Below are 20593 nucleotides of genomic sequence, written 5' to 3' on the forward strand. Positions count from 1 at the left end.
GCCCCCGCCCTCCCGATTGCGAAAATTCCTCTTCCGATTTTGTTTTGCCGAAATAAAAAGATAATTTTGTAGTCGTTAAACCCGAACGTTCACTTTTAAAACCCTTTATATCTATGTGTAAAGCGCTGATTATCGGAGCAGGAGGTGTCGGAACGGTGGTGACGCAGAAGATCGCCGCCAACCCCGTTTTCACGGACGTGATGCTGGCCAGCCGTACCAAATCCAAATGCGATGCCGTGGCGGCGGCCATCGGTGGCAACCGCGTGAAGACCGCCGAGGTCGATGCCGACAACGTGCCGCAGTTGTGCGAGTTGTTCCGGGCCTTCAAGCCGGATATCGTCATCAACGTGGCGCTCCCGTATCAGGACCTGACGATCATGGATGCCTGTCTGGAATGCGGCTGCAACTACCTCGACACGGCCAACTACGAACCCCGCGACGAGGCGCATTTCGAATATTCGTGGCAGTGGGCCTACCAGGACCGCTTCAAGGCCGCGGGCCTGACGGCGATCCTCGGCTGCGGCTTCGACCCGGGTGTGACGGCGATCTTCACGGCCTATGCCGCCAAGCACCACTTCGACGAAATCCATTACCTCGACATCGTGGACTGCAACGCCGGGAACCACGGCATGGCCTTCGCCACGAACTTCAACCCCGAGATCAACATCCGCGAGGTGACCCAGAAGGGCCGCTACTATGAAAATGGCGAGTGGGTCGTGACCGAGCCGCACGAGATTCACAAGCCGCTGAACTACCCGGGCATCGGCGAGCGCGAGTCGTACGTGATCTACCACGAGGAGTTGGAATCGCTGGTGAAGAACTACCCCTCGATCAGGCGTGCGCGCTTCTGGATGACCTTCGGACAGGAGTACCTGACGCACCTGCGCGTGATCCAGAACATCGGCATGGCGCGCATCGACCCGATCATCTACAACGGCGTGGAGATCGTTCCGATCCAGTTCCTGAAAGCGGTGCTTCCGGATCCCAAGTCGCTGGGCGCGAACTACCACGGCCAGACCTCGATCGGCTGCCGGATCAAGGGCGTGAAGGACGGCAAGGAGCATACCTATTATATCTACAACAACTGCGACCACGAACAGGCCTTCAAGGAGACCGGTACGCAGGCCGTGTCGTTCACGACGGGCGTTCCGGCGGCGCTGGGCGCTTCGATGTGGGCCAAGGGGCTGTGGCGCGGAGCGGGCGTCTTCAACGTCGAGGAGTTCGATCCGGATCCGTTCCTGGCCGAACTGGGCGAGCAGGGTCTTCCGTGGCACGAGCTGTTCGACGTCGACTTGGAGGTCTGATTTTCCGGTTCTCGAATAAAAAATCGCGGATGCGTTTTACGTGTCCGCAATTTTCATTATATTTGCCTTGGAAACCAACTCATTTCAGCCTATGATATAACCCAAATGAATTTCAATTGGGACGCCCGGACATAGGCGTCGAACATATAAAAGCGCATTGGCTTTTTTCTTACTCGCGGAAATTGGACACTTTCGAAAAAGGTAAGGAACAAAGGTTGATGCTCGCGCTGTTTTTTAGCGTGGGCATTGTCTTATATCTTACCTTTGGGTCGTCCAATACCCCGCGAGTGGATATAATGATATGTCCACGTTTTTTTATCTTATAAAATTACTGAGCAATGAAAAAAAATGATTTTTGGTGGCAACTTGCCTTGTACTCGTTAGGTGTATGTTTATTCTTGTTTTTACCCTGTTTTAAATACTCAGAGGCTACTGGTTGGGACATGATCGAAGAGTATATTGAATATTGGGGCTCAATTAGCCCAAGATATTATATTAAAGAATATATTGTGCTGTTTTTTCTATCATTTCCGGTTACCTTGCTTGGCGTTATTTTGTCCTCATGGAATAGGCTAATAGGGTCTATTATCTGTACAATTGCTTTTATTATGCCCTTAGGTTTTATTCTTTGGCTGGAACCTGATGAACAATCTTCTATAACCTACATATTTTCATTGGTTTTGCTTATTATTACCGCAGGTTGGTCTGTGCTCAACATTATACAGGCCTTTATATCCATAATTGAAAAGAGTAGAGAATGATGGTAAAATTTGGATTAAGAGGCTTGATCATGAATACCTGAACATGCTTAGGTATTTTTCAGGCGATTACGCATAAATACTTATTTTGACTAAAATCATCGACCGGGCGTCGCTCCGTGCCGATGATTTTGTTATTTTTGTCCCAGTTTTGATCAAAAAACGACGCGATGATTGACTTTCTGAAACTGCCGTCTCCGTGCTACGTGCTCGACGAGGAGCTGCTGGACCGGAACCTTGCGGTGATCGACCGCGTGCGCCGCGAATCGGGCGTGGAGATCATCGTCGCCTTGAAGGCCTGCGCCATGTGGAGCATCTTCCCGGAGCTGGCGGCTCATGCCGACGGTGCGACGGCCAGTTCGGCTGCCGAAGCGCGGCTTGTGCTGGAGGAGTTCGGCAGCCCGGCGCACACCTACGCCCCGACCTATACGGATCGCAACATCGACGAAATCCTGCGTTGCAGCAGCCACATCACCTTCAACTCCCTCACGCAGTACGAACGCTTCGGACAGCGGGCCCTGATCAACGGGCTCTCGTGCGGCCTGCGCATCAACCCCGCGTATTCGCCCGTGGAGACCGACCTCTACAATCCCTGCGTGCCGGGTTCGCGGCTGGGCGTCACGGCCGAACAGCTGGCGGCCCGCGGCGGGCTCCCGGAGTGGATCGAGGGGCTTCACTTCCACGTGCTGTGCGAGTCGCGCCCGGAGCATCTGCGGCTGGCTTTGGAGGCCGTCGAGCAACGCTTCGGCGCATGCCTCGATCGTGTGAAATGGCTCAATATGGGGGGCGGGCACCTGATGACGCACGCCGACTACGACTGCGACGAACTGATCGCCCTGCTCCGGGCCTTCAAGGCGCGTCACCCGCACCTGCGGCTGATCCTCGAACCCGGGAGCGCCTTCACGTGGCGCACGGGCTACCTGGTCTCGACGGTGGAGGATGTGGTCGTCAACGGCGATGTGCGCACGGCGATGCTCGACGTGTCGTTCGCCTGCCACATGCCCGACTGCCTCGAAATGCCCTACAAACCGGCCATCCTCGGGGCGCACGAGCCCGCCGACGGCGAGAAGCGCTGGCGCATGGGCGGCACGAGCTGCCTGGCCGGGGACTTCTACGGCGACTGGGCCTTCGACCACGAGTTGCAGGTCGGCGAGCGCATCGTCTTCGAGGACATGATCCACTACACGATGGTCAAGACGACGATGTTCAACGGCGTGCAGCACCCGTCGATCGTCATCGTGCGGCGCGACGGGCGCGTGGAGGTCGTGCGCGAATTCGGCTACGAGGATTACAAGACGCGGATGTCCTGACCGGGCCCGCAAGCCATACGAATACAAACAAGAAACCCAAGATAGATGGAAAAATTCGAACCTACCGCTTATACGCTCGAATGCGTGGCCACGGGCCGCGAGTTCGAGGATACGGGCTGGATGCTCTCCGACCCGCAGTGCAAGGAGCCGTCGCTGATCCGCGCACGGTATGCCAAGAAGCAGATCGAGGTGAAGCCCGCCGAATGGGGGCTCTACCGCTTTGCGGACTGGATGCCGGTGCGCCGGATGCTGAAAGGCTCGTCGGCCCCGGTTACCTATCGCAGCAAGGGCCTTGCCGAGCGCCTCGGACTGGAAAACCTCTGGATCACGTTCAACGGCTATTATCCGGCCATCGGGGCGACGATGACGACCTGCTCGTTCAAGGAGACCGAAGCCTATTCGGTGTGCGGACGCGCCGCCGAGGATGAGAAACGGGTGCTGGTGGTCGCTTCGGCCGGCAATACGGCGCGGGCCTTCGCCAAGGTCTGCTCGGACAACAACATCCGGCTGCTGCTGTCGGTGCCGTATGACAACATCGACGCGCTGTGGTTCGAGAAGCCGCTGAATCCGTGCGTGAAGCTGATTTCGTGCGCCGCGGGCGGCGACTACTTCGATGCCATCCATTTGAGCGATCTGGCGCTCAAGGGCGAGGGCTTCTATGCCGAAGGCGGTGCGAAGAACATCGCGCGCCGCGACGGCATGGCCTGTACGGTGCTGTCGGCCGTGACGACCATCGGCCGCATTCCGGACTACTATTTCCAGGCCGTGGGCAGCGGTACGGGCGCCATTGCGGCGTGGGAGGCCAATATGCGCCTGATCGGGGACGGCCGTTTCGGCACGAACCTCATGAAGCTGATGGTCTCGCAGAATGCGCCGTTCGTGCCGATGTACGATGCCTGGCAGGCTTCGTCGCGGGCCATGCTGCCCTACGACAGCGACAAGGCGCGCCGCGATGCGGAGATCATCGATGCGAAGGTGCTCTCGAACCGCAAACCGCCTTACAGCATCACGGGCGGACTGTACGATGCGCTGAAAGCCACCGGCGGCGAGGTTTTCGCCGTGACGAACGCCATGGCGCGCAAGGCCCGCAAGCTCTTCAAGGAGACGGAGGGCGTGGATATCTACTCGGCGGCGGGTGTGGCGCTGGCGTCGCTCGTCAACGCCGTGAATGCCGGGAAGATCGCCCGGGATGCTACGGTGATGCTGAACATCACGGGCGGCGGCGAGGAGTATTTCAAGGAGCGGAACGACCTCTGGTACCTGAAACCGAGCCATGTCTTCCCGCTGGACCCCGACACCGACGATGTGGTGGCGAAGGTCGAGGCGCTGTTTGCCGAGTAAGCGGTCGAACGCGGCGGTGAACGTAGGACGGCAAGCGGTGTGCAGCCGGTGGGGCGACCCCCCCCAGGCCCCGGCGGATGCGGCGCGGAGGACTTCGGTCCCGGTGCAATCCGACCGAATTCAGGAAAAGCGACCTTCGGGCCGCTTTTTTATTTCCCCGAAATGATTACCTTTGTCGGCGGTCCGCCCGGGGCGAAGCAGCCGGACCCGATGCGGACCGCGACAACAGTTTTATTAACCCAAATCTTTCAACACTTATGGAACACATCCAAACACGCCGGTTCCCCACCGGGATGCGCTGGCGGCGATGGAACCGCAAGGGCTGGTCGGCCTTTGCGAGCCTTCACCGGAGCGTGACGATCGGGGTGCTCGCCGTGGGGATGTCGATCCTGCTGCTTGCGACGCAAGGCGCATCGGCGCAGACTTCCGACACGACCGCCGTCATGAAGACGCTGCGGATCCGCGAGGTCGGCGTCACGGGGAGCCAGACGGCCCCCGCGCGCAACGCGCAGTCGCACACTCCGCTTTTCGACCGCAAAGCCCAGGCCGCGGCGCCAGTCCAGACACTGGAATCCGCCCTTCGCCTGACGCCTTCGGTCGACATCCGCGAACGCGGGGGAAGGGGAGCGCAGGCCGACATCTCCGTCCGGGGCGGCTCATTCGACCAGACCATGATTCTGCTCAACGGCATCGACTTCACGGATGCCCGAACGGGACACCAGTCCCATTCGCTGCCGGTCGATCTCGACTGTATCTCTTCCGTCGAACTCATCGACGGGGTTCCGGGCGTGGGGGCCTACGCCGGGGCGGTGAACATCCGCACGGCACCCCTGCGCCCGACCTATATCCGCTTCGAGGGTTCGGGCGGCCAGTACGGCTACGGCTACGGCAACCTCTCGGGTGCGGTGACCTCCGGACGCTTCTCGGTGCTGGGCGCTGCGTCGTACCGGCGCAGCGACGGCTACCGCCACAACACCGATTTCACGAACTGGAACGCCTTCGTGCGGGCGACCTGCGACGGCGGCCGTGCGGGCTTCTTCGACTTCCAGGCCGGGTGGCAGGACCGCGCGTTCGGCTCGAACGGCTTCTATGCGGCCTACAATCCCGAACAGTGGGAGCATACGGGCACGACGCTGACGTCGCTGCGCTGGACGAAGCGTGCGGGGCGTATTTCGCTGGGTGCGGCGGTGAGCTACCGCCGGAACCGCGACCGCTACGACTGGACGCGCGGCACGGCGCTCAACCGCCACCGGACGGACAATGGCGGGGCGAAGCTGTGGGCCGACTATGACTGGCAGTGGGGGACGACGACCCTCGGGGGCGACTGGGCCTTCAACCACCTGTACAGCACGAACCTCGGCGAGCCGCTCACGAAGCCGCACGGCGACTACACGCACGCCACGGAACGCCATACGGGAAACCTGTGGCTGCGGCACGCCAAACGCTGGCGGCGCTTCGACGCGGCGTTGTCGGGCGGCGTGAGCCTGACGCCCTACGGAACGTCGGCCCTGTGGAACGTCTCGGCGGGCTATGCGCCGACGGACGACCTGCGGATCGAGGCGGGGGCGTGGCAGTCGATGCGGCTGCCGACCTTCACCGACCTCTATTACAAATCCCCGGCGCAGATCAACAACCTCGACCTGACGCCAGAACACGCTGTTACATACCGCATCGGAGTTAGTTACATGAAGCGTTGCTGGAACTTGTCGGGTCAGGTCTACTACCGTTTCGGACGCGACATCATCGACTGGGTCTGGTACGCCGATTCGGACGAGAGCCCCGCCGCATGGCGCGGGAAGTGGCACTCCGAGCAGTCGAGCCGGCTCAATACCTTCGGGGCCGAGATTTCGGGCGGCTATGCCGCGGAGGAGGGGTTCCTGCGGCGCGTGACGCTTTCGTACGGCTACATCACGAATGACCGCAACGCCGACATCATCGCCAGGAGCGCCATGGACTTCATGCGCCACAAGGCGGCCCTGTCCGTCGGCGTGCACTTCCTGCGGCGGCTGTCGCTCACGCTCACCGGATCGTTCTACGACCGCAACGGCAGCTATACGGCCTATCCCGTTGCGGGGGATGCGTCGACGACCGAGACGCGCGATTATAAGCCCTATTTCCTGTTGGACGGTCGTCTTTCGTGGGAGAAGGGGTGCTGCCGCCTCTATGTCGACGCCACGAACCTCACCGATACCCGTCACTTCGACATCGGGGGCATCCCGCTGCCGGGCATCTGGTGTACGGGCGGTGTGGTGCTGACCTTCGGCAAGTGACTTTTCCGGGGAACAGGATTCGGCTCGTCGGGTTTTCCGGCGGAGGCCGGCGCCTCGATTCCCTGTCTCCGGCTGCAATTCAGGACCGCCCGGGAAGACCGGGCGGTCCTTTCTGTTTTTCGGAAAATAGCGCCTTTTTGTTACGCTCTGTCGGAAAAATTCCGAAAAAATTCGTATATTTGAAGCAGAAGAACCCTAAAAGCAGCAATTTATGCAGAAACGTATCGTGGAGTGCGTGCCCAATTTCAGCGAGGGACGCGACAAGGAGGTGATCCGACAGATCGTGGCGGCCATCGAGTCGTCGGGAGGTGTGAAGGTGCTCGACGTGGATCCGGGCGAGGCGACCAACCGCACGGTCGTAACCTTCGTCGGCGACCCTGAATCGGTCGTCGGGGCGGCCTTTGCCGGCGTGAAGCGGGCCGCGGAGCTGATCGACATGCGCCGCCACAAGGGGGCGCACCCGCGCATGGGCGCCACGGACGTCCTGCCGCTGATCCCGATTGCGGGGATCACGCTCGAAGAGTGCGCGGCGCTGGCCCGTGACCTGGCCAAACGCATCGCCGGCGAACTGCACGTCCCGACCTACTGCTACGAGGCGGCGGCCTTCCGTCCCGAGCGGAAGAACCTGGCGGTCTGCCGCGCCGGGGAGTACGAGGCGCTGCCCGAGAAGTTGGCCCATGCGGAGACGGCTCCCGACTTCGGGGCGCGGCCCTATGACGAAGGGGTGGCCCGCACGGGCGCCACGACCGTCGGGGCGCGGGATTTCCTCATTGCCGTGAACTTCAACCTCAATACGACCTCCACGCGGCGGGCCAACGCCATTGCGTTCGACGTGCGCGAGAAGGGACGCCCGGTGCGCGAGGGGAATCCCATCACGGGCAAGGTCGTCAAGGATGCCGACGGCAATCCCGTGATGCGTCCCGGCACCCTGAAGGCTACGAAGGCCATCGGGTGGTTCATCGAGGAGTACGGCATCGCGCAGGTCTCGATGAACATCACGGATATTTCGGTCACGCCGCTGCACGTGGCCTTTGACGAGGTGTGCCGCAAGGCCGATGCACGGGGCGTGCGCGTCACGGGCACGGAGATCGTGGGGCTGGTCCCGAAACGGGCGCTGGTCGAGGCCGGGAAATACTTCCTGCGCAAGCAGCACCGCTCGGTGGGGATCTCCGAGGAGGAGATCGTGCGGCTGGCCGTGAAGTCGATGGGGCTGGATGACCTGAAACCCTTCAAGCCCGAGGAGAAGGTGATCGAATATCTGCTTGAAGCGCAGGTTGAGAAGAAGCGGCTGATCGACATGACCTGCAAGGAGTTTGCCGAGGAGACCGCAAGCGAATCCCCGGCTCCGGGCGGCGGGTCGATCTCGGCCTACATGGGTGCTTTGGGGGCTGCGCTCGGCACGATGGTGGCGAACCTCTCGTCGCACAAGGCGGGGTGGGACGACCGCTGGGAGGAGTTTTCCGACTGGGCCGAGAAGGGGCAGACGGTGATGCAGGAGCTGCTGCACCTCGTGGATGAGGATACCGCGGCCTTCAACCGCATCATGGCGGTCTTCGCCATGCCTAAGTCGACCGACGAGGAGCGGGCGGCCCGCAGCGCGGCGTTGCAGGAGGCGACGCTCTACGCCACGGAGGTGCCGCTGCGCACGATGCGGGCGGCGCTGGCCGTCTTCCCGATTGTGCAGGCGATGGCCGAAGAGGGGAATCCCAACTCGGTGTCGGATGCCGGAGTCGGGGCGCTGGCGGCCCGGAGTGCGGTCTTCGGGGCGCGGCTGAACGTGCGGATCAATGCCGCCGGGCTGAAAGACCGTGCGAAGGCCGATGCGCTGACGGCCGAGGCTGATGCCATAGCCGCCGAAGCAGCCCGGCTCGAAGCGGAGGTGTTGGAGATCGTCGGGCAGAAGATAGGGTAGCGTCCTGCGGTGCCCGCAGGCTCCGGAGGTCGGATGGTCCCGGCGGCAAGCGCCGTGTCATCCGACGGACGCGGAGAGCGGGAAACGGGATATTCCCCGAAAGCCCCCGACATCTCTCGAAAAATCACGGAAAAATACGAAAAACGCGAAAAATATGACACGGGAAGAGTTTCAGAACGACATCCGCGCGGGAATCCCGGACCGGCTGCCCGCCGCGAAACCCTATGACAAACAGATCAACCACGCCCCGAAGCGCAAGGAGATCCTCACGGACGAGGAGAAGGTCCTGGCCTTGAAGAATGCCCTGCGTTACTTCCCGGCCAAACACCACGCCGTGCTGGCCCGGGAGTTCGCCGAGGAGCTGCGCCGCTACGGGCGGATCTACATGTACCGCCTGCGTCCCGACTACGAGATGTATGCGCGTCCGATCGACGAGTATCCGGCGCGGTGCCGTCAGGCGGCGGCCATCATGCTGATGATCCAGAACAACCTCGACCCGCGCGTGGCGCAGCATCCCCACGAGCTGATCACCTACGGCGGAAACGGCGCCGTGTTCCAGAACTGGGCGCAGTACCGGCTGACGATGAAATACCTCTCGGAGATGACCGACCGTCAGACGCTGGTCATGTATTCGGGGCACCCGCTGGGGCTCTTTCCGTCGCATCCGTGGGCGCCGCGCGTCGTGGTGACCAACGGCATGGTGATCCCCAACTACTCGAAGCCCGACGACTGGGAGCGCATGAATGCCATGGGGGTCTCGCAGTACGGGCAGATGACCGCCGGGTCGTACATGTATATCGGCCCGCAGGGCATTGTCCACGGCACGACCATCACGGTGATGAACGCCGCGCGCAAACGCTTCGCGCCGGGGCAGACCGATGCCCGTGGCATGTTGTTCGTCTCGTCGGGTCTGGGCGGCATGTCGGGAGCCCAGCCCAAGGCGGGCAACATCTCGAAGGTGGTCTCGGTGATCGCCGAGATCAACCCCAAGGCGGCGCAGAAACGCTATGAGCAGGGATGGGTCGACGAACTGCATGAATCGCTGGATGAACTGATCCCGCGGATCCGTCAGGCCGTCAAGGAGAAAGAGGTCGTCTCGCTGGCCTACGTGGGCAATGTCGTCGACCTCTGGGAGCGGCTTGCCGCCGAGCAGATCCCGGTCGACCTGGGTTCGGACCAGACCTCGCTGCACAACCCCTGGGCCGGAGGTTATTATCCCGTCGGGTTGAGTTACGAGGCTTCGAACAAGATGATGGCCGAGGAGCCGGTGCGCTTCCGCGAGTGCGTGCAGGAGTCGCTGCGCCGGCAGGTCGACGCCATCAACAAGCTGGCCGCACGCGGCATGTATTTCTTCGACTACGGCAACGCCTTCCTGTTGGAGGCTTCGCGCGCCGGGGCGGCTGTCATGGGGCGCGAGGGGCGGTTCCGCTATCCCTCCTACGTGGAGGACATCATGGGACCGATGTTCTTCGACTACGGCTTCGGGCCCTTCCGCTGGGTCTGCACCTCGGGCCGCGAGGAGGACCTCGCCACGACCGATGCGCTGGCCGCCGAGGTGCTCGAGGAGATCCGCAAGGAGGCTCCGGAGGATATTTGCGGACAGCTGGATGACAACATCCACTGGATCCGCGAGGCGGGCCGCAACCATCTGGTCGTGGGTTCGCAGGCCCGGATCCTCTACGCCGACTGCGAGGGCCGCACGAAGATCGCCATGGCCTTCAACCGCGCCGTGGCCGACGGTCGTCTGTCGGCCCCCGTGGTGCTGGGGCGCGACCACCACGACGTGTCGGGTACCGACTCCCCCTACCGCGAGACGGCCAACATCTATGACGGCTCGAACCGCACGGCCGACATGGCCGTGCAGAACGTCATCGGCGATTCGTTCCGCGGCGCCACGTGGGTCTCGATCCACAACGGAGGCGGCGTCGGCTGGGGCGAGGTGATCAACGGCGGCTTCGGCATGGTGGTCGACGGCACGGAGGAGGCCGAGCGGCGCATCCGCGAAATGCTCTTCTGGGACGTCAACAACGGCATTGCGCGCCGCAGCTGGGCCCGCAACGACGGCGCCCGGGCCGCCATTCTCCGCGAAATGGAGCGTACGCCCGAACTGCGGGTGACGATGCCCAACGCCGCGGATGACGAACTGGTGCGCAAGGCTTTGAACACGAACGAATAACAACGATCATTCGATATGGAACGTCACCTTATATCCGCCGAACGGCTGACCATCGGCCGTGTCCGCGAAATCCTCGAACGGCATCTTCCGATCGCGTTGAGCGACGACGCCAAACGGCGTATCGTCCGCTGCCGCGAGTATCTCGACCGCAAGATGGAGAATCCCGACCGTCCGATCTACGGCATCACGACCGGATTCGGGTCGCTGTGCGACATCTCGATCGGACGCGAGGACCTCGCGCAGCTGCAACGCAATCTGGTCATGTCGCACGCCTGCGGAACCGGCGAGCGCGTCCCGTCGGAGATCGTCCGGCTGATTCTCCTGTTCAAGATCCAGTCGCTGGCCTACGGCTATTCGGGCGTGCAGCTGGCGACGGTCGAGCGGCTCGTGGAGTTTTTCAACCGCGGCATCCTGCCGGTCGTCTACCAGCAGGGGTCGCTCGGAGCCTCGGGCGACCTGGCGCCGCTGGCCCATTTGAGCCTGCCGCTGCTGGGACTCGGCGAGGTCGAGTACGAGGGGCGCGTGCGGCCCGCCGGCGAGGTGCTCGCAGCGTTGGGTTGGGAACCCATCGAATTGCAGTCGAAGGCCGGGCTGGCGCTGCTCAACGGCACGCAGTTCATGAGCGCCTACGGCGTCTGGTCGGTGATTGCCGCGCAGCGGTTGAGCGAGTGGGCCGACCGCATCGGCGCCCTCTCGCTGGATGCCTTCGACGGCCGCATCGAGCCCTTCTGCGACGAGGTGCACAGGATCCGCGCCCACAAGGGACAGCTCACCACGGCCCGCGCCATCCGCCATTGGCTCGAAGGCAGCGAGCTGATCGCCCGGCCGAAGAAGCACGTGCAGGATCCCTACTCGTTCCGCTGCATCCCGCAGGTGCACGGCGCCTCGAAGGATACGATCGACTACGTGGCCGGGGTGCTCGAAACCGAGATCAACTCCCCGACGGACAACCCCACGGTCTTCCCCGAGGAGGACATGGTCGTCTCGGCCGGGAACTTCCACGGACAGCCCATTGCGCTGGCGATGGATTTTCTGGCCATCGCGCTGGCCGAGCTGGGCAACATCTCCGAACGGCGGACCTATCAGCTGATCTCCGGAGCCCGCGAGCTGCCGAAGTTCCTCGTGGCCAATCCGGGGCTGAACAGCGGCTTCATGATCCCGCAGTACACCGCGGCGTCGATCGTCAGCCAGACCAAGGGGTTGTGCATGCCTGCGTCGGTCGACTCGATCCCCTCGTCGCAGGGGCAGGAGGATCACGTCAGCATGGGATCCAACGCCGCGACGAAGCTCTGGCGCGTGGTCTGCAATACGGAGCGCGTGCTGGCCATCGAGCTCTTCAATGCCGCGCAGGCCATCGAGTTCCGCCGTCCGGCCCGCACGTCGCCCGCCCTGGAAGCGATGCTTGCCGGATACCGCAAACGGGTCCCCTTCATCGACAACGATCAGGTGATGTATCCCCATATCGCTGCGTCGGTCGAATTCCTGCGTGAACGATGAAACGGCTGCTGGTCAAGAATATCGGCCGCATCGTCGGCATTCAGCCCGCAGGGCGTCTGCGCGTCTGCGGCGCGGAGATGGACCGTCTGGAAACGCTCGACGACGCCTGGCTGCTGACCGACGGCCAGCGGATCGCCGCCTTCGGACGCATGGAGTCGCTCGACGGCGTGACGGCCGACGAGGTGGCCGACGCCGAAGGCGGGATGCTCTTCCCGTCGTTCTGCGACTCGCACACCCACCTGGTCTATGCCGGGAGCCGCGAGCAGGAGTTCCTCGACAAGATCCACGGCCTCTCCTACGAGGAGATCGCACGCCGCGGCGGCGGGATCCTGAACTCCGCCGACCGGCTGCACGACACCTCCGAGGAGGAGCTCTACCGGCAGGCCATGGAGCGTGTCCGGGAGATCGCGGCGATGGGAACCGGCTGCGTCGAGATCAAGAGCGGATACGGCCTCTCGACCGAGGATGAGTTGAAGATGCTGCGCGTGATCCGCCGCATCCGCCAGACCGCACCGCTGGAAGTGCGGTCCACCTTCCTCGGCGCCCATGCCGTTGCCCGCGCCTACCGCGGCCGGCAGTCGGAGTATGTCGATCTGGTCTGCCGCGAGATGATCCCCGCCGTGGCCCGCGAAGGGTTGGCCGACTTCGTCGACGTCTTCTGCGACGAGGGCTTCTTTACGGTCGGCGAGACGCGCCGCATCCTCGACGTGGGGCGGCAGTATGGTCTGCGGGCGAAGATCCATGCCGACGAACTGGCCGCTTCGGGCGGCGTGGAGGTCGGCGTCGCCTGCGGGGCCCTCTCGGTCGACCACCTCGAACGCGCCGGAGAGCCCCAGATCGAGGCCCTGCTCGGCTCGGAGACGATGCCTACGCTCCTGCCCGGAGCCGCCTTCTTCCTCGGGATGAGCTATCCCCCGGCCCGGGCGATGATCCGCGCGGGATTGCCCGTGGCACTGGCTTCGGACTACAACCCCGGTTCGTCGCCCTCGGGGAACATGCGCATGGTCGTCTCCCTGGCCTCCATCCGCATGAAGATGACCCCCGCGGAGGCCATCCATGCCGCAACGCTCAACGGAGCCTGCGCCATGGGGTTGAGTGCCGATTTCGGAAGCATCACGCCCGGGAAGGTCGCCAACTTCTTCATCACGCGGCCGATGCCCTCCGTCGAATTCTTCTCCTACGCCTACCAGACGCCGCTCATCCGGCAGGTCTTCCTCCGCTCTGAACGGAGGCTCTTATAGGCGTCCGGGCTTTTGAGGAGGGTGGTGCCGACGGCTGAATCCGAATCCGTTCGGCTGAAAGCCGGAGTCTCTGGGCGGAGGAGTGTCGGACGGCGCGGGTGCGCTCCCGCGTTTCTGTCCGGCGGGCGCGGGTGCCGGACAGGATTCCCTGCCCCTCACTTGATCGACCGGTAGGCCGAGGGGGTCATTCCCGTGTGCTCCTTGAAGTAACGTCCGAAGAACGACTGATTCGGGAAATTCAGGTAGTAGGCGATCTCCTGGATGTTCATCGACGAATATTTCAGCAGGTTTTTCGCTTCCAGAATCACGTAGGCGTCGATCCACTCCGATGCCGTGCGGCCGGTCGTCGTGCGCAGGAGCGTCGTCAGGTATTTCGGCGTCAGGTGCAGTCGCTCGGCATAGAACCCCACCGAGCGCTCCTGCATGTAGTGTTTCAGCAGCTCTTCCATGAAAGCGCTGAAATAGGCCTTGTTCCGGTTGCGGGACGGCGTGTCGTCGGCATGTTCCTCCGAATGGCGGCTGATGCGGCTGTCGAGGACCCGGTAGACCCGGTAGGCCAGCGTCCGGAACAACGAATACAGGATCTCTGTCGAAAACGCATCCTGACGATTCTTGCGGCCCTCGATGAAAATCTCCTCCTGGGACCGCAGAATTTCCGTCCACTCCGTATCGTCCAGTTGCAGGCAGGGATTTTCCCGGACCGCCATGAAAAGGTGCAGGACCTGTTTCAGGTCGATCTGCACCCGGTTGAGAAACTCCTCCTCGCACAGAATGAAATGGACCGAGGCGTTGTCGTCGTGCGACAGAACCTGCACGATCGTCTGCGGAGGACACAAGAACAACGTCCGGGGACCGATGGCGTGACGTTGCAGGTCCGAGGAGACCGTCAGCGAACCTTTGGAACAAAGCAACGCTCCGAACGAATTGATCCGCGTCGGAAAACGGAACATGTCCATCGCAATTTCATCGTCGAGGGCCTCCCGGTGCCCCAGTACGCACCCGTCGTAGCAGAGATCGTCCGCTGTGGGCGGGTAGATTTTCAGCAGGGAGCTTAACGAAACGCTCAAAATCTCCTTTTCGTTCATTGTAATGCGGGTTTGTGCTACAAATATAGGGTTTTTGCGGTTGCTTTTTCGCCGAAAAGTATGAAATCGAACCTTTCGGCGAACTCCTCCGACGACATGGCCTTTTGCCGAGCCTCCGAAAAAAGGATATTTGCATTCGAAACCAAGCGAACTTTTTATTATGAAATCTGCCTTTCTCGGAGCCGTGCTGCTGTTGGCGACCGGCTGTTCCTCGTCCGGAACCCGCACCGAAGCGGAACCCCTGCGGGTCGGAACCCTCGTCGTCGAACCCCGCGCCGATCTCGACGCCGATGTTTACGTCGGCGTCATCGAGGAGTTCAACTCCGCGGCGCTCGGATTCCCGCTCGCCGGAACCGTCGCCCGGATCCCGGTCGGCGAGGGCCAGCGCGTGCGGCGGGGCGACCTGCTCGCCGAACTCGACCCGACGTCGGCCCGGCAGACTTTCGAGGCCGCAGAGGCCTCCCTCGCACAGGCGCGCGACGCCTGCAACCGGCTGAAAAAACTCTACGACGAGAACAGCCTCCCCGAGATCCAGTGGGTCGAGGCCCGGACCAGACTCCGACAGGCCGAAGCCGCATGCGCCATCGCCGAAAAGAATCTCGGCGACTGCCGCATCGTGGCTCCGTTCGACGGCGTTGTCGGACAGAAACGCGCCGCTGTCGGCGAGACCGCGCTGCCCGGCGTGCCGGTCGTCACACTCCTCGAAATAAAGAGCGTCAAGGTCCGCTTTTCGGTCCCCGAACAGGAGATCGCGGCGTTGGGCGCCGATGCCCGCGTAAGCCTTCGTGTGCCGGCTCTGCGCGACTCGCTCTTCGTCGCCGGAGCCGTCGAGAAGAGTGCCGCGGCCAATCCCGCCGCCCACACCTATGACGTGCGCGCCGTAGTGCCCAATCGCGGCGAGGTGCTCCTCCCCGGGATGGTCTGCCGCGTGACGGTGGCGCCCGCCGCGGCCGTCGAGCAGATCGCCCTGCCCGTGCGCGCCGTGCAGCAGGCCGGCGACGGCTCCCGCTTCGTATGGCGTGTCGAGGGCGATTCGGTCGTCCGCACACGGGTCCGCACCGGCGGATTCGTCGGCAACGGGATCGTCATCGAGGAGGGGCTCCGCTCCGGTGACCGCGTCGTCGTCGACGGCATGCAGAAAATCGGTCAGGGTTCCAAAGTCTCGCTGCGATGAAAGCCTCGAACAACATCATAGCCTGGTCCATGCGGAACTTCCGCATCACCTTCCTCATCGTCGGGTGTCTCTTCCTGTTCGGGGTCTACGCCCTGGTGCACATCCCCAAGCAGGAGTTCCCCGAATATACGATCCGGCAGGGCGTCGTCGTCGGGATCTATCCCGGCGCCACGACCGAGGAGGTCGAGGAGCAGCTGGCAAAACCCCTCGAACAGTTCCTGATGACCTACAAGGAGGTCAAACGCCGCAAAACCACCTCCACGTCGCAGAACGGCATGTGCTACGTCATGGTCGAGCTGAACGACGACGTCAACAACAAGGACGAGGTGTGGTCGAAAATCAAGCACGGCCTCGCTTCGTTCAAGGCCCAGCTGCCGGCCGGGGTTGTCGCCCTGACGGCCAACGACGACTTCGGGGATACCTCCGCGCTGCTCATCACGCTCGAATCCGATACGCGCTCCTACCGCGAGCTGAAAACCTACATGGACGAGTTGAGCGACCGCCTGCGCCGCATCGAATCGGTCTCCAATATCCGTCCCTACGGCGTGCAGCAGGAGCAGATCTCCGTCTATGTCGACCGGGAACGGCTGGCCGCATACGGCATCGGCGAGAAGGTCGTCTCCGCGGCCCTCGCCGCCCAGGGCCTTACCCCGACGGGCGGCACGGTGAGCAACGCCGCGACCGAGACCCCGATCCACATCGCGGCGACGCTGGCCGGAGAGCAGGAGGTCGCCGAACAGATCGTCTGGTCGGATCCCGACGGGCATCTCCTGCGGGTGAAGGATGTGGCGCGCGTCGTCCGCGAATACGACGACCCGGACAGCTACATCCGCAACAACGGGCATCGCTGCGTGCTGCTCTCGATGGAGATGCTGGCCGGAAACAACATCGTCGAGTACGGCGAAGAGGTCGACGGGGTGCTGCACCGCTTCATCGAAGAGGTCCTGCCCGGGGATGTCTCCGTGCAGCGCATCGCCGACCAGGCCAAGGTCGTCGGCGACTCCGTACACTCGTTCCTGAGGGACCTCTTTGTCTCGATGGCCATCATCATCGTCGTGATGATGATTCTCTTCCCGTTCCGTTCGGCGCTCGTCGCCGCCATCACCATCCCCGTCTCGACGTTCATCTCCGTCGGGGTGATGTACCTTTTCGGGATACCCCTCAATACGGTGACACTCGCCGCGTTGATCGTCGTCCTCGGCATGATCGTCGATAACTCGATCGTCGTCATCGACGGCTACCTCGACCACCTCGGGCGCGGACATTCACGCTGGTATGCCGCCGTCGAGAGCGCCCGCGAATTCTTCCCCTCGCTGCTCCTGGCAACGGTCTGCATCTGCATGATCTTCTATCCGCTGCTCTTCACGATGACGGGCATGTTCCGCGACTTCCTGAACTTCTTCCCCTGGACGATTACGATCAACCTGATGGTTTCGCTGCTGCTGGCCGTGCTGATCATCCCCTTCCTCGAAATCCTCATCATCCCCGCCGTGCAGCCCCGCCGGGAGGGAAAGGTCGCCTTCACAGACCGCGTGCAGACGCTGTACAGCCGCGTCCTCGCGTGGACATTCCGCCACGGGTGGCTCACCATCTCGATGGGCATCGCGTCGGTCGTCATTGCGCTGGTGATCGTTCCGCAGCTCAAATTCCGTATGGTGCCCTTTGCCGACCGTGACCAGTTCGCCGTGGAGATCTACCTCCGGCCCGATACGCCCGTCGGGCGCACGGCCGAAGTCGCCGACTCGGTCTACCGCCTGTTGCGGGCCGATGAGCGCGTGAAGTCCGTGACGTCGTTCGTCGGGTGCTCGTCGCCCCGCTTCCAGATGAGCTACGCCCCGCAGATCGCCGGGAAAAACTACGCGCAGTTCATCGTCAACACCTCCTCGGTCGACGATACCGAGGCCATCCTCGACGACTATGCCGATAAGTGGGCCGACCGTTTCCCCGCGGCCTACGTCAAGTTCAAGCAGCTCGACTACCAGAACGTTCCCTCGCTTGAATTCCGCTTCTACGGTGATGACCTCGATTCGTTGCACACGGCCGCAGAGCGGCTGATGGCCCGGATGCGGGAGATGCCCGAGCTGCTGTGGGTGCACTCCGATTATGAGGAGCCGCGGAGCATCGTCGAGGTGTCGCTCGATCCCGTGACCGCACCGCAGCTCGGCATCACGCGGACGATGACCGCTGCGAACCTTGCACTGGCGGCCGGTGATGTGCCGGTGGGCTCCGTCTGGGAGGGGGACTACAAACTCCCCGTCGTGCTGAAAAACGATGACCGCAACGGCGAACGCTCGCTGGCGGACATCGGGGATACCTATGTCTCATCGCTTGTCCCGGGCGTGAGCGTGCCCTTGCGGCAGATTGCCGATGTCGGGGCACGGTGGAGCGAAACCCGGATCGTCCACCGCAACGGCGTGCGCTGCATCTCCGTTTCGGCCGACCTCAAACGCGGAGAGAATGCCATGCGCATGACCTCGAAGATCCGGAACGTCCTTGACAACGAGCTGGTCCTGCCGGCCGGCGTCACGCCCGAAATCGGCGGCGCTCACGAATTCGATGCCGAGACCATCCCGCCGATCGCTTCGGGGTTGGCTATCTCGCTGGTCATCATCTTCTTCTTCATCCTCGTGAACTTCCGAAAGTTCGGCATCTCGCTGGTCATCATGGCCGCCATGTCGCTCTGTCTGTTCGGGGCCATGCTCGGGTTGTGGATCGCCGGCTTTACCATCGGTCTGACCTCCGTGCTGGGGTTCATCACGCTGCTGGGCATGATCGTGCGCAACGTCATCCTCATGTACCAGCACGCCGAGGACAAACGCAAAACCTGCCACTGGACCGCCCGGCTGGCCGCCTATGACGCCGGAAAACGACGCATGGTACCCATCTTCCTCACGACGGCGACGACCGCCGTGGGTGTCGTGCCGATGATGTTCGGCGGCAGCACCTTCTGGGCGCCCGTCGGCGTCACGATTTTCGCCGGAGGGATCGGTTCGCTCATCCTCGTGGTGACGATCCTGCCGGTTCTCTACTCCAAAATCTACAAATGATGAAAAAGACCATCATCCCGCTGCTCCTGCTCGGACTCCTCTGCCCGCTCCTGCGGGCCGGGGCCCGGACACCGCAATCGGACGACCGGGTGCTCTCGCTCGAAGAGTGCCGCGAGGCCGCCCTCGAACATAACCGCACGCTCCGCAACAGCCGCTTCGATCTGGAAGCCGCACGGCAAAGCCGCCGCGAGGCCTTTACGAACTACTTCCCGCAGATCTCCGCGTCGGGTGGGCTCTTCCAGGCCCAGCACGGACTCGTGCAGGCCGATTTCGGGCTGACCGTTCCCCAGCTCGGGACGATGAACCTCCCGATCTCGATGGTCAGGCGCGGCATGTTCGGAAGCGTCACGGCCGTGCAGCCCCTCTTTGCCGGATTGAAGATCGTCAACGGCAACAAGCTCGCCCGGCTGGGCGAGGAGGTCGGGGAGATTCAGCTCCGGAAGACCGAAGGCGAGGTCCGCGAACAGACCGATACCTATTACTGGCAGATCGTCTCGCTGAAAGACAACCTCTCGACCATCGAGGCCGTCGAGCGGCAGTTGGCCGAGATCCGCCGGCAGGTCGAATTGTCGGTCAAGGCGGGGCTCGTGACGACGAACGACCTGCTGCGCGTCGAATTGCGGCAGCAGGAGATCGCCGCGAACCGGTTGACCGTCGAGAACGGATTAAAGGTCTCGAAGCTCCTGCTGGCCCAGCATATCGGTGTCGACTGGCACGGGTTCGATGTCCGGACGGCGGCGTTTGCCGATCCCGAAGCTCCCGAGAGCTGTTACGTCCCGGTCGAGGAGGCGCTGGACCGCAGGGCCGAGTATCTGCTGGCCGAGAAGAACGTCGAGGCGCAGAAGTATCAGAAGCGCATGGAGCGCGGAAAGCGTCTGCCGACGGTCGGCATCGGCGCCGGGTATCTCTATTACAACATGACGGACAAGGATGTCGATGATGGGCTGGTTTTCGCTCAGGTCTCGGTGCCGATCTCCGAGTGGTGGGGCGGGGCCCATGCCCTGAAAAAGGCCCGCATCCGTGAGCAACAGGCCGAGAACGACCGTGAGCAGGCCCGCGAAATGCTGGCCGTGGAGATCGAGAAGACCTGGTGCGAGGTGCAGGAGGCCTATGCCCGGATTCTCATCGCACGGCGGTCGGTGACCTCCGCAACGGAGAACCTCCGGCAGAACAAGAACTTCTATCGGGCCGGCACCGCACCGCTCTCCGAACTGCTCGATGCCGAAACCCTCTACACGCAGAGCCGCAACAACCTTACGTCGGCCTGCGCTGCCTATCGCACGTCGCTGGCCCGATACATGCGGGTGACGGGTCGCTGATCCGCGTGTCGTCTGTGCGGCGGTGAGCCGGCCGTGCGGAAGCCTGACCCGAAGGGGGGCAGAGGCAAACCCGAAAACTTTGTTTTCGTTTGCCTCTGCGCTCACCTTTCACTATATTTACAGAACATAGGATGCGGTTCGGCAGAGTCAAACCTGAAA

General features: G+C 62.7%; 13 protein-coding genes. 12 read left to right on the forward strand and 1 reads right to left on the reverse strand.

Annotated elements, in window-relative coordinates; genetic code table 11:
• The first annotated feature begins 113 nt into the window (after positions 1 to 113).
• The 9 genes from B5G16_RS04965 (at position 114) to hutI (ending at position 13809) form a co-directional block, all read left to right on the forward strand.
• Entirely contained in the window at positions 114 to 1304 is a 1191-nt protein-coding gene (locus tag B5G16_RS04965) for a saccharopine dehydrogenase family protein (RefSeq protein WP_087261830.1), read from the forward strand.
• Between the two features lie 338 nt (positions 1305 to 1642).
• Complete coding sequence (locus tag B5G16_RS04970) at positions 1643 to 2065, forward strand: hypothetical protein (RefSeq protein ID WP_143260831.1); 423 nt, start codon at positions 1643 to 1645, stop codon at positions 2063 to 2065.
• 167 nt (positions 2066 to 2232) lie between these two features.
• Positions 2233 to 3372, forward strand: coding sequence for a carboxynorspermidine decarboxylase (nspC, locus tag B5G16_RS04975; RefSeq protein WP_087261834.1), 1140 nt, complete (start codon positions 2233 to 2235; stop codon positions 3370 to 3372).
• 45 nt (positions 3373 to 3417) lie between these two features.
• Positions 3418 to 4713 (forward strand): cysteate synthase, encoded by a 1296-nt coding sequence (locus B5G16_RS04980; RefSeq protein WP_087261837.1) that lies wholly within the window; start codon positions 3418 to 3420, stop codon positions 4711 to 4713.
• Positions 4714 to 4970: 257 nt separating this feature from the next.
• Positions 4971 to 6983, forward strand: a complete 2013-nt coding sequence (locus B5G16_RS04985) for a TonB-dependent receptor plug domain-containing protein (RefSeq protein WP_087261839.1) — start codon at positions 4971 to 4973, stop codon at positions 6981 to 6983.
• 211 nt (positions 6984 to 7194) lie between these two features.
• Positions 7195 to 8895, forward strand: coding sequence for a glutamate formimidoyltransferase (gene ftcD / locus B5G16_RS04990; RefSeq protein WP_087261841.1), 1701 nt, complete (start codon positions 7195 to 7197; stop codon positions 8893 to 8895).
• 154 nt (positions 8896 to 9049) lie between these two features.
• Positions 9050 to 11071, forward strand: a complete 2022-nt coding sequence (locus tag B5G16_RS04995) for a urocanate hydratase (protein WP_087261843.1) — start codon at positions 9050 to 9052, stop codon at positions 11069 to 11071.
• 15 nt (positions 11072 to 11086) lie between these two features.
• Positions 11087 to 12568, forward strand: a complete 1482-nt coding sequence (hutH, locus tag B5G16_RS05000; RefSeq protein ID WP_087261845.1) for a histidine ammonia-lyase — start codon at positions 11087 to 11089, stop codon at positions 12566 to 12568.
• Entirely contained in the window at positions 12565 to 13809 is a 1245-nt protein-coding gene (gene hutI, locus B5G16_RS05005; protein ID WP_087261847.1) for an imidazolonepropionase, read from the forward strand. The genes hutH and hutI overlap by 4 nt, the downstream gene beginning before the upstream one ends.
• A gap of 155 nt (positions 13810 to 13964) precedes the next feature.
• Here hutI and B5G16_RS05010 read toward each other — a convergent pair whose 3' ends face one another.
• Complete coding sequence (locus tag B5G16_RS05010) at positions 13965 to 14894, reverse strand: AraC family transcriptional regulator (protein ID WP_087261849.1); 930 nt, start codon at positions 14892 to 14894, stop codon at positions 13965 to 13967.
• Between the two features lie 160 nt (positions 14895 to 15054).
• Here B5G16_RS05010 and B5G16_RS05015 point away from each other — a divergent pair, with 160 nt between their 5' ends.
• From B5G16_RS05015 to B5G16_RS05025, 3 genes are read left to right on the forward strand one after another with little or no spacing between them, the layout of a single operon-like run.
• On the forward strand, positions 15055 to 16068 hold the full coding sequence (locus tag B5G16_RS05015) for an efflux RND transporter periplasmic adaptor subunit (protein WP_087261851.1): 1014 nt from the start codon (positions 15055 to 15057) through the stop codon (positions 16066 to 16068).
• A complete protein-coding gene (locus B5G16_RS05020; protein ID WP_087261853.1) occupies positions 16065 to 19115 on the forward strand; it encodes an efflux RND transporter permease subunit in 3051 nt (1016 codons plus the stop codon). Before B5G16_RS05015 ends, B5G16_RS05020 begins: the two co-directional genes overlap by 4 nt.
• Complete coding sequence (locus B5G16_RS05025) at positions 19115 to 20434, forward strand: TolC family protein (protein WP_087261856.1); 1320 nt, start codon at positions 19115 to 19117, stop codon at positions 20432 to 20434. Before B5G16_RS05020 ends, B5G16_RS05025 begins: the two co-directional genes overlap by 1 nt.
• Positions 20435 to 20593 lie beyond the last annotated feature (159 nt).

The sequence above is a fragment of the Alistipes sp. An66 genome, from assembly GCF_002161445.1.
Classification (GTDB): domain Bacteria; phylum Bacteroidota; class Bacteroidia; order Bacteroidales; family Rikenellaceae; genus Alistipes; species Alistipes cottocaccae.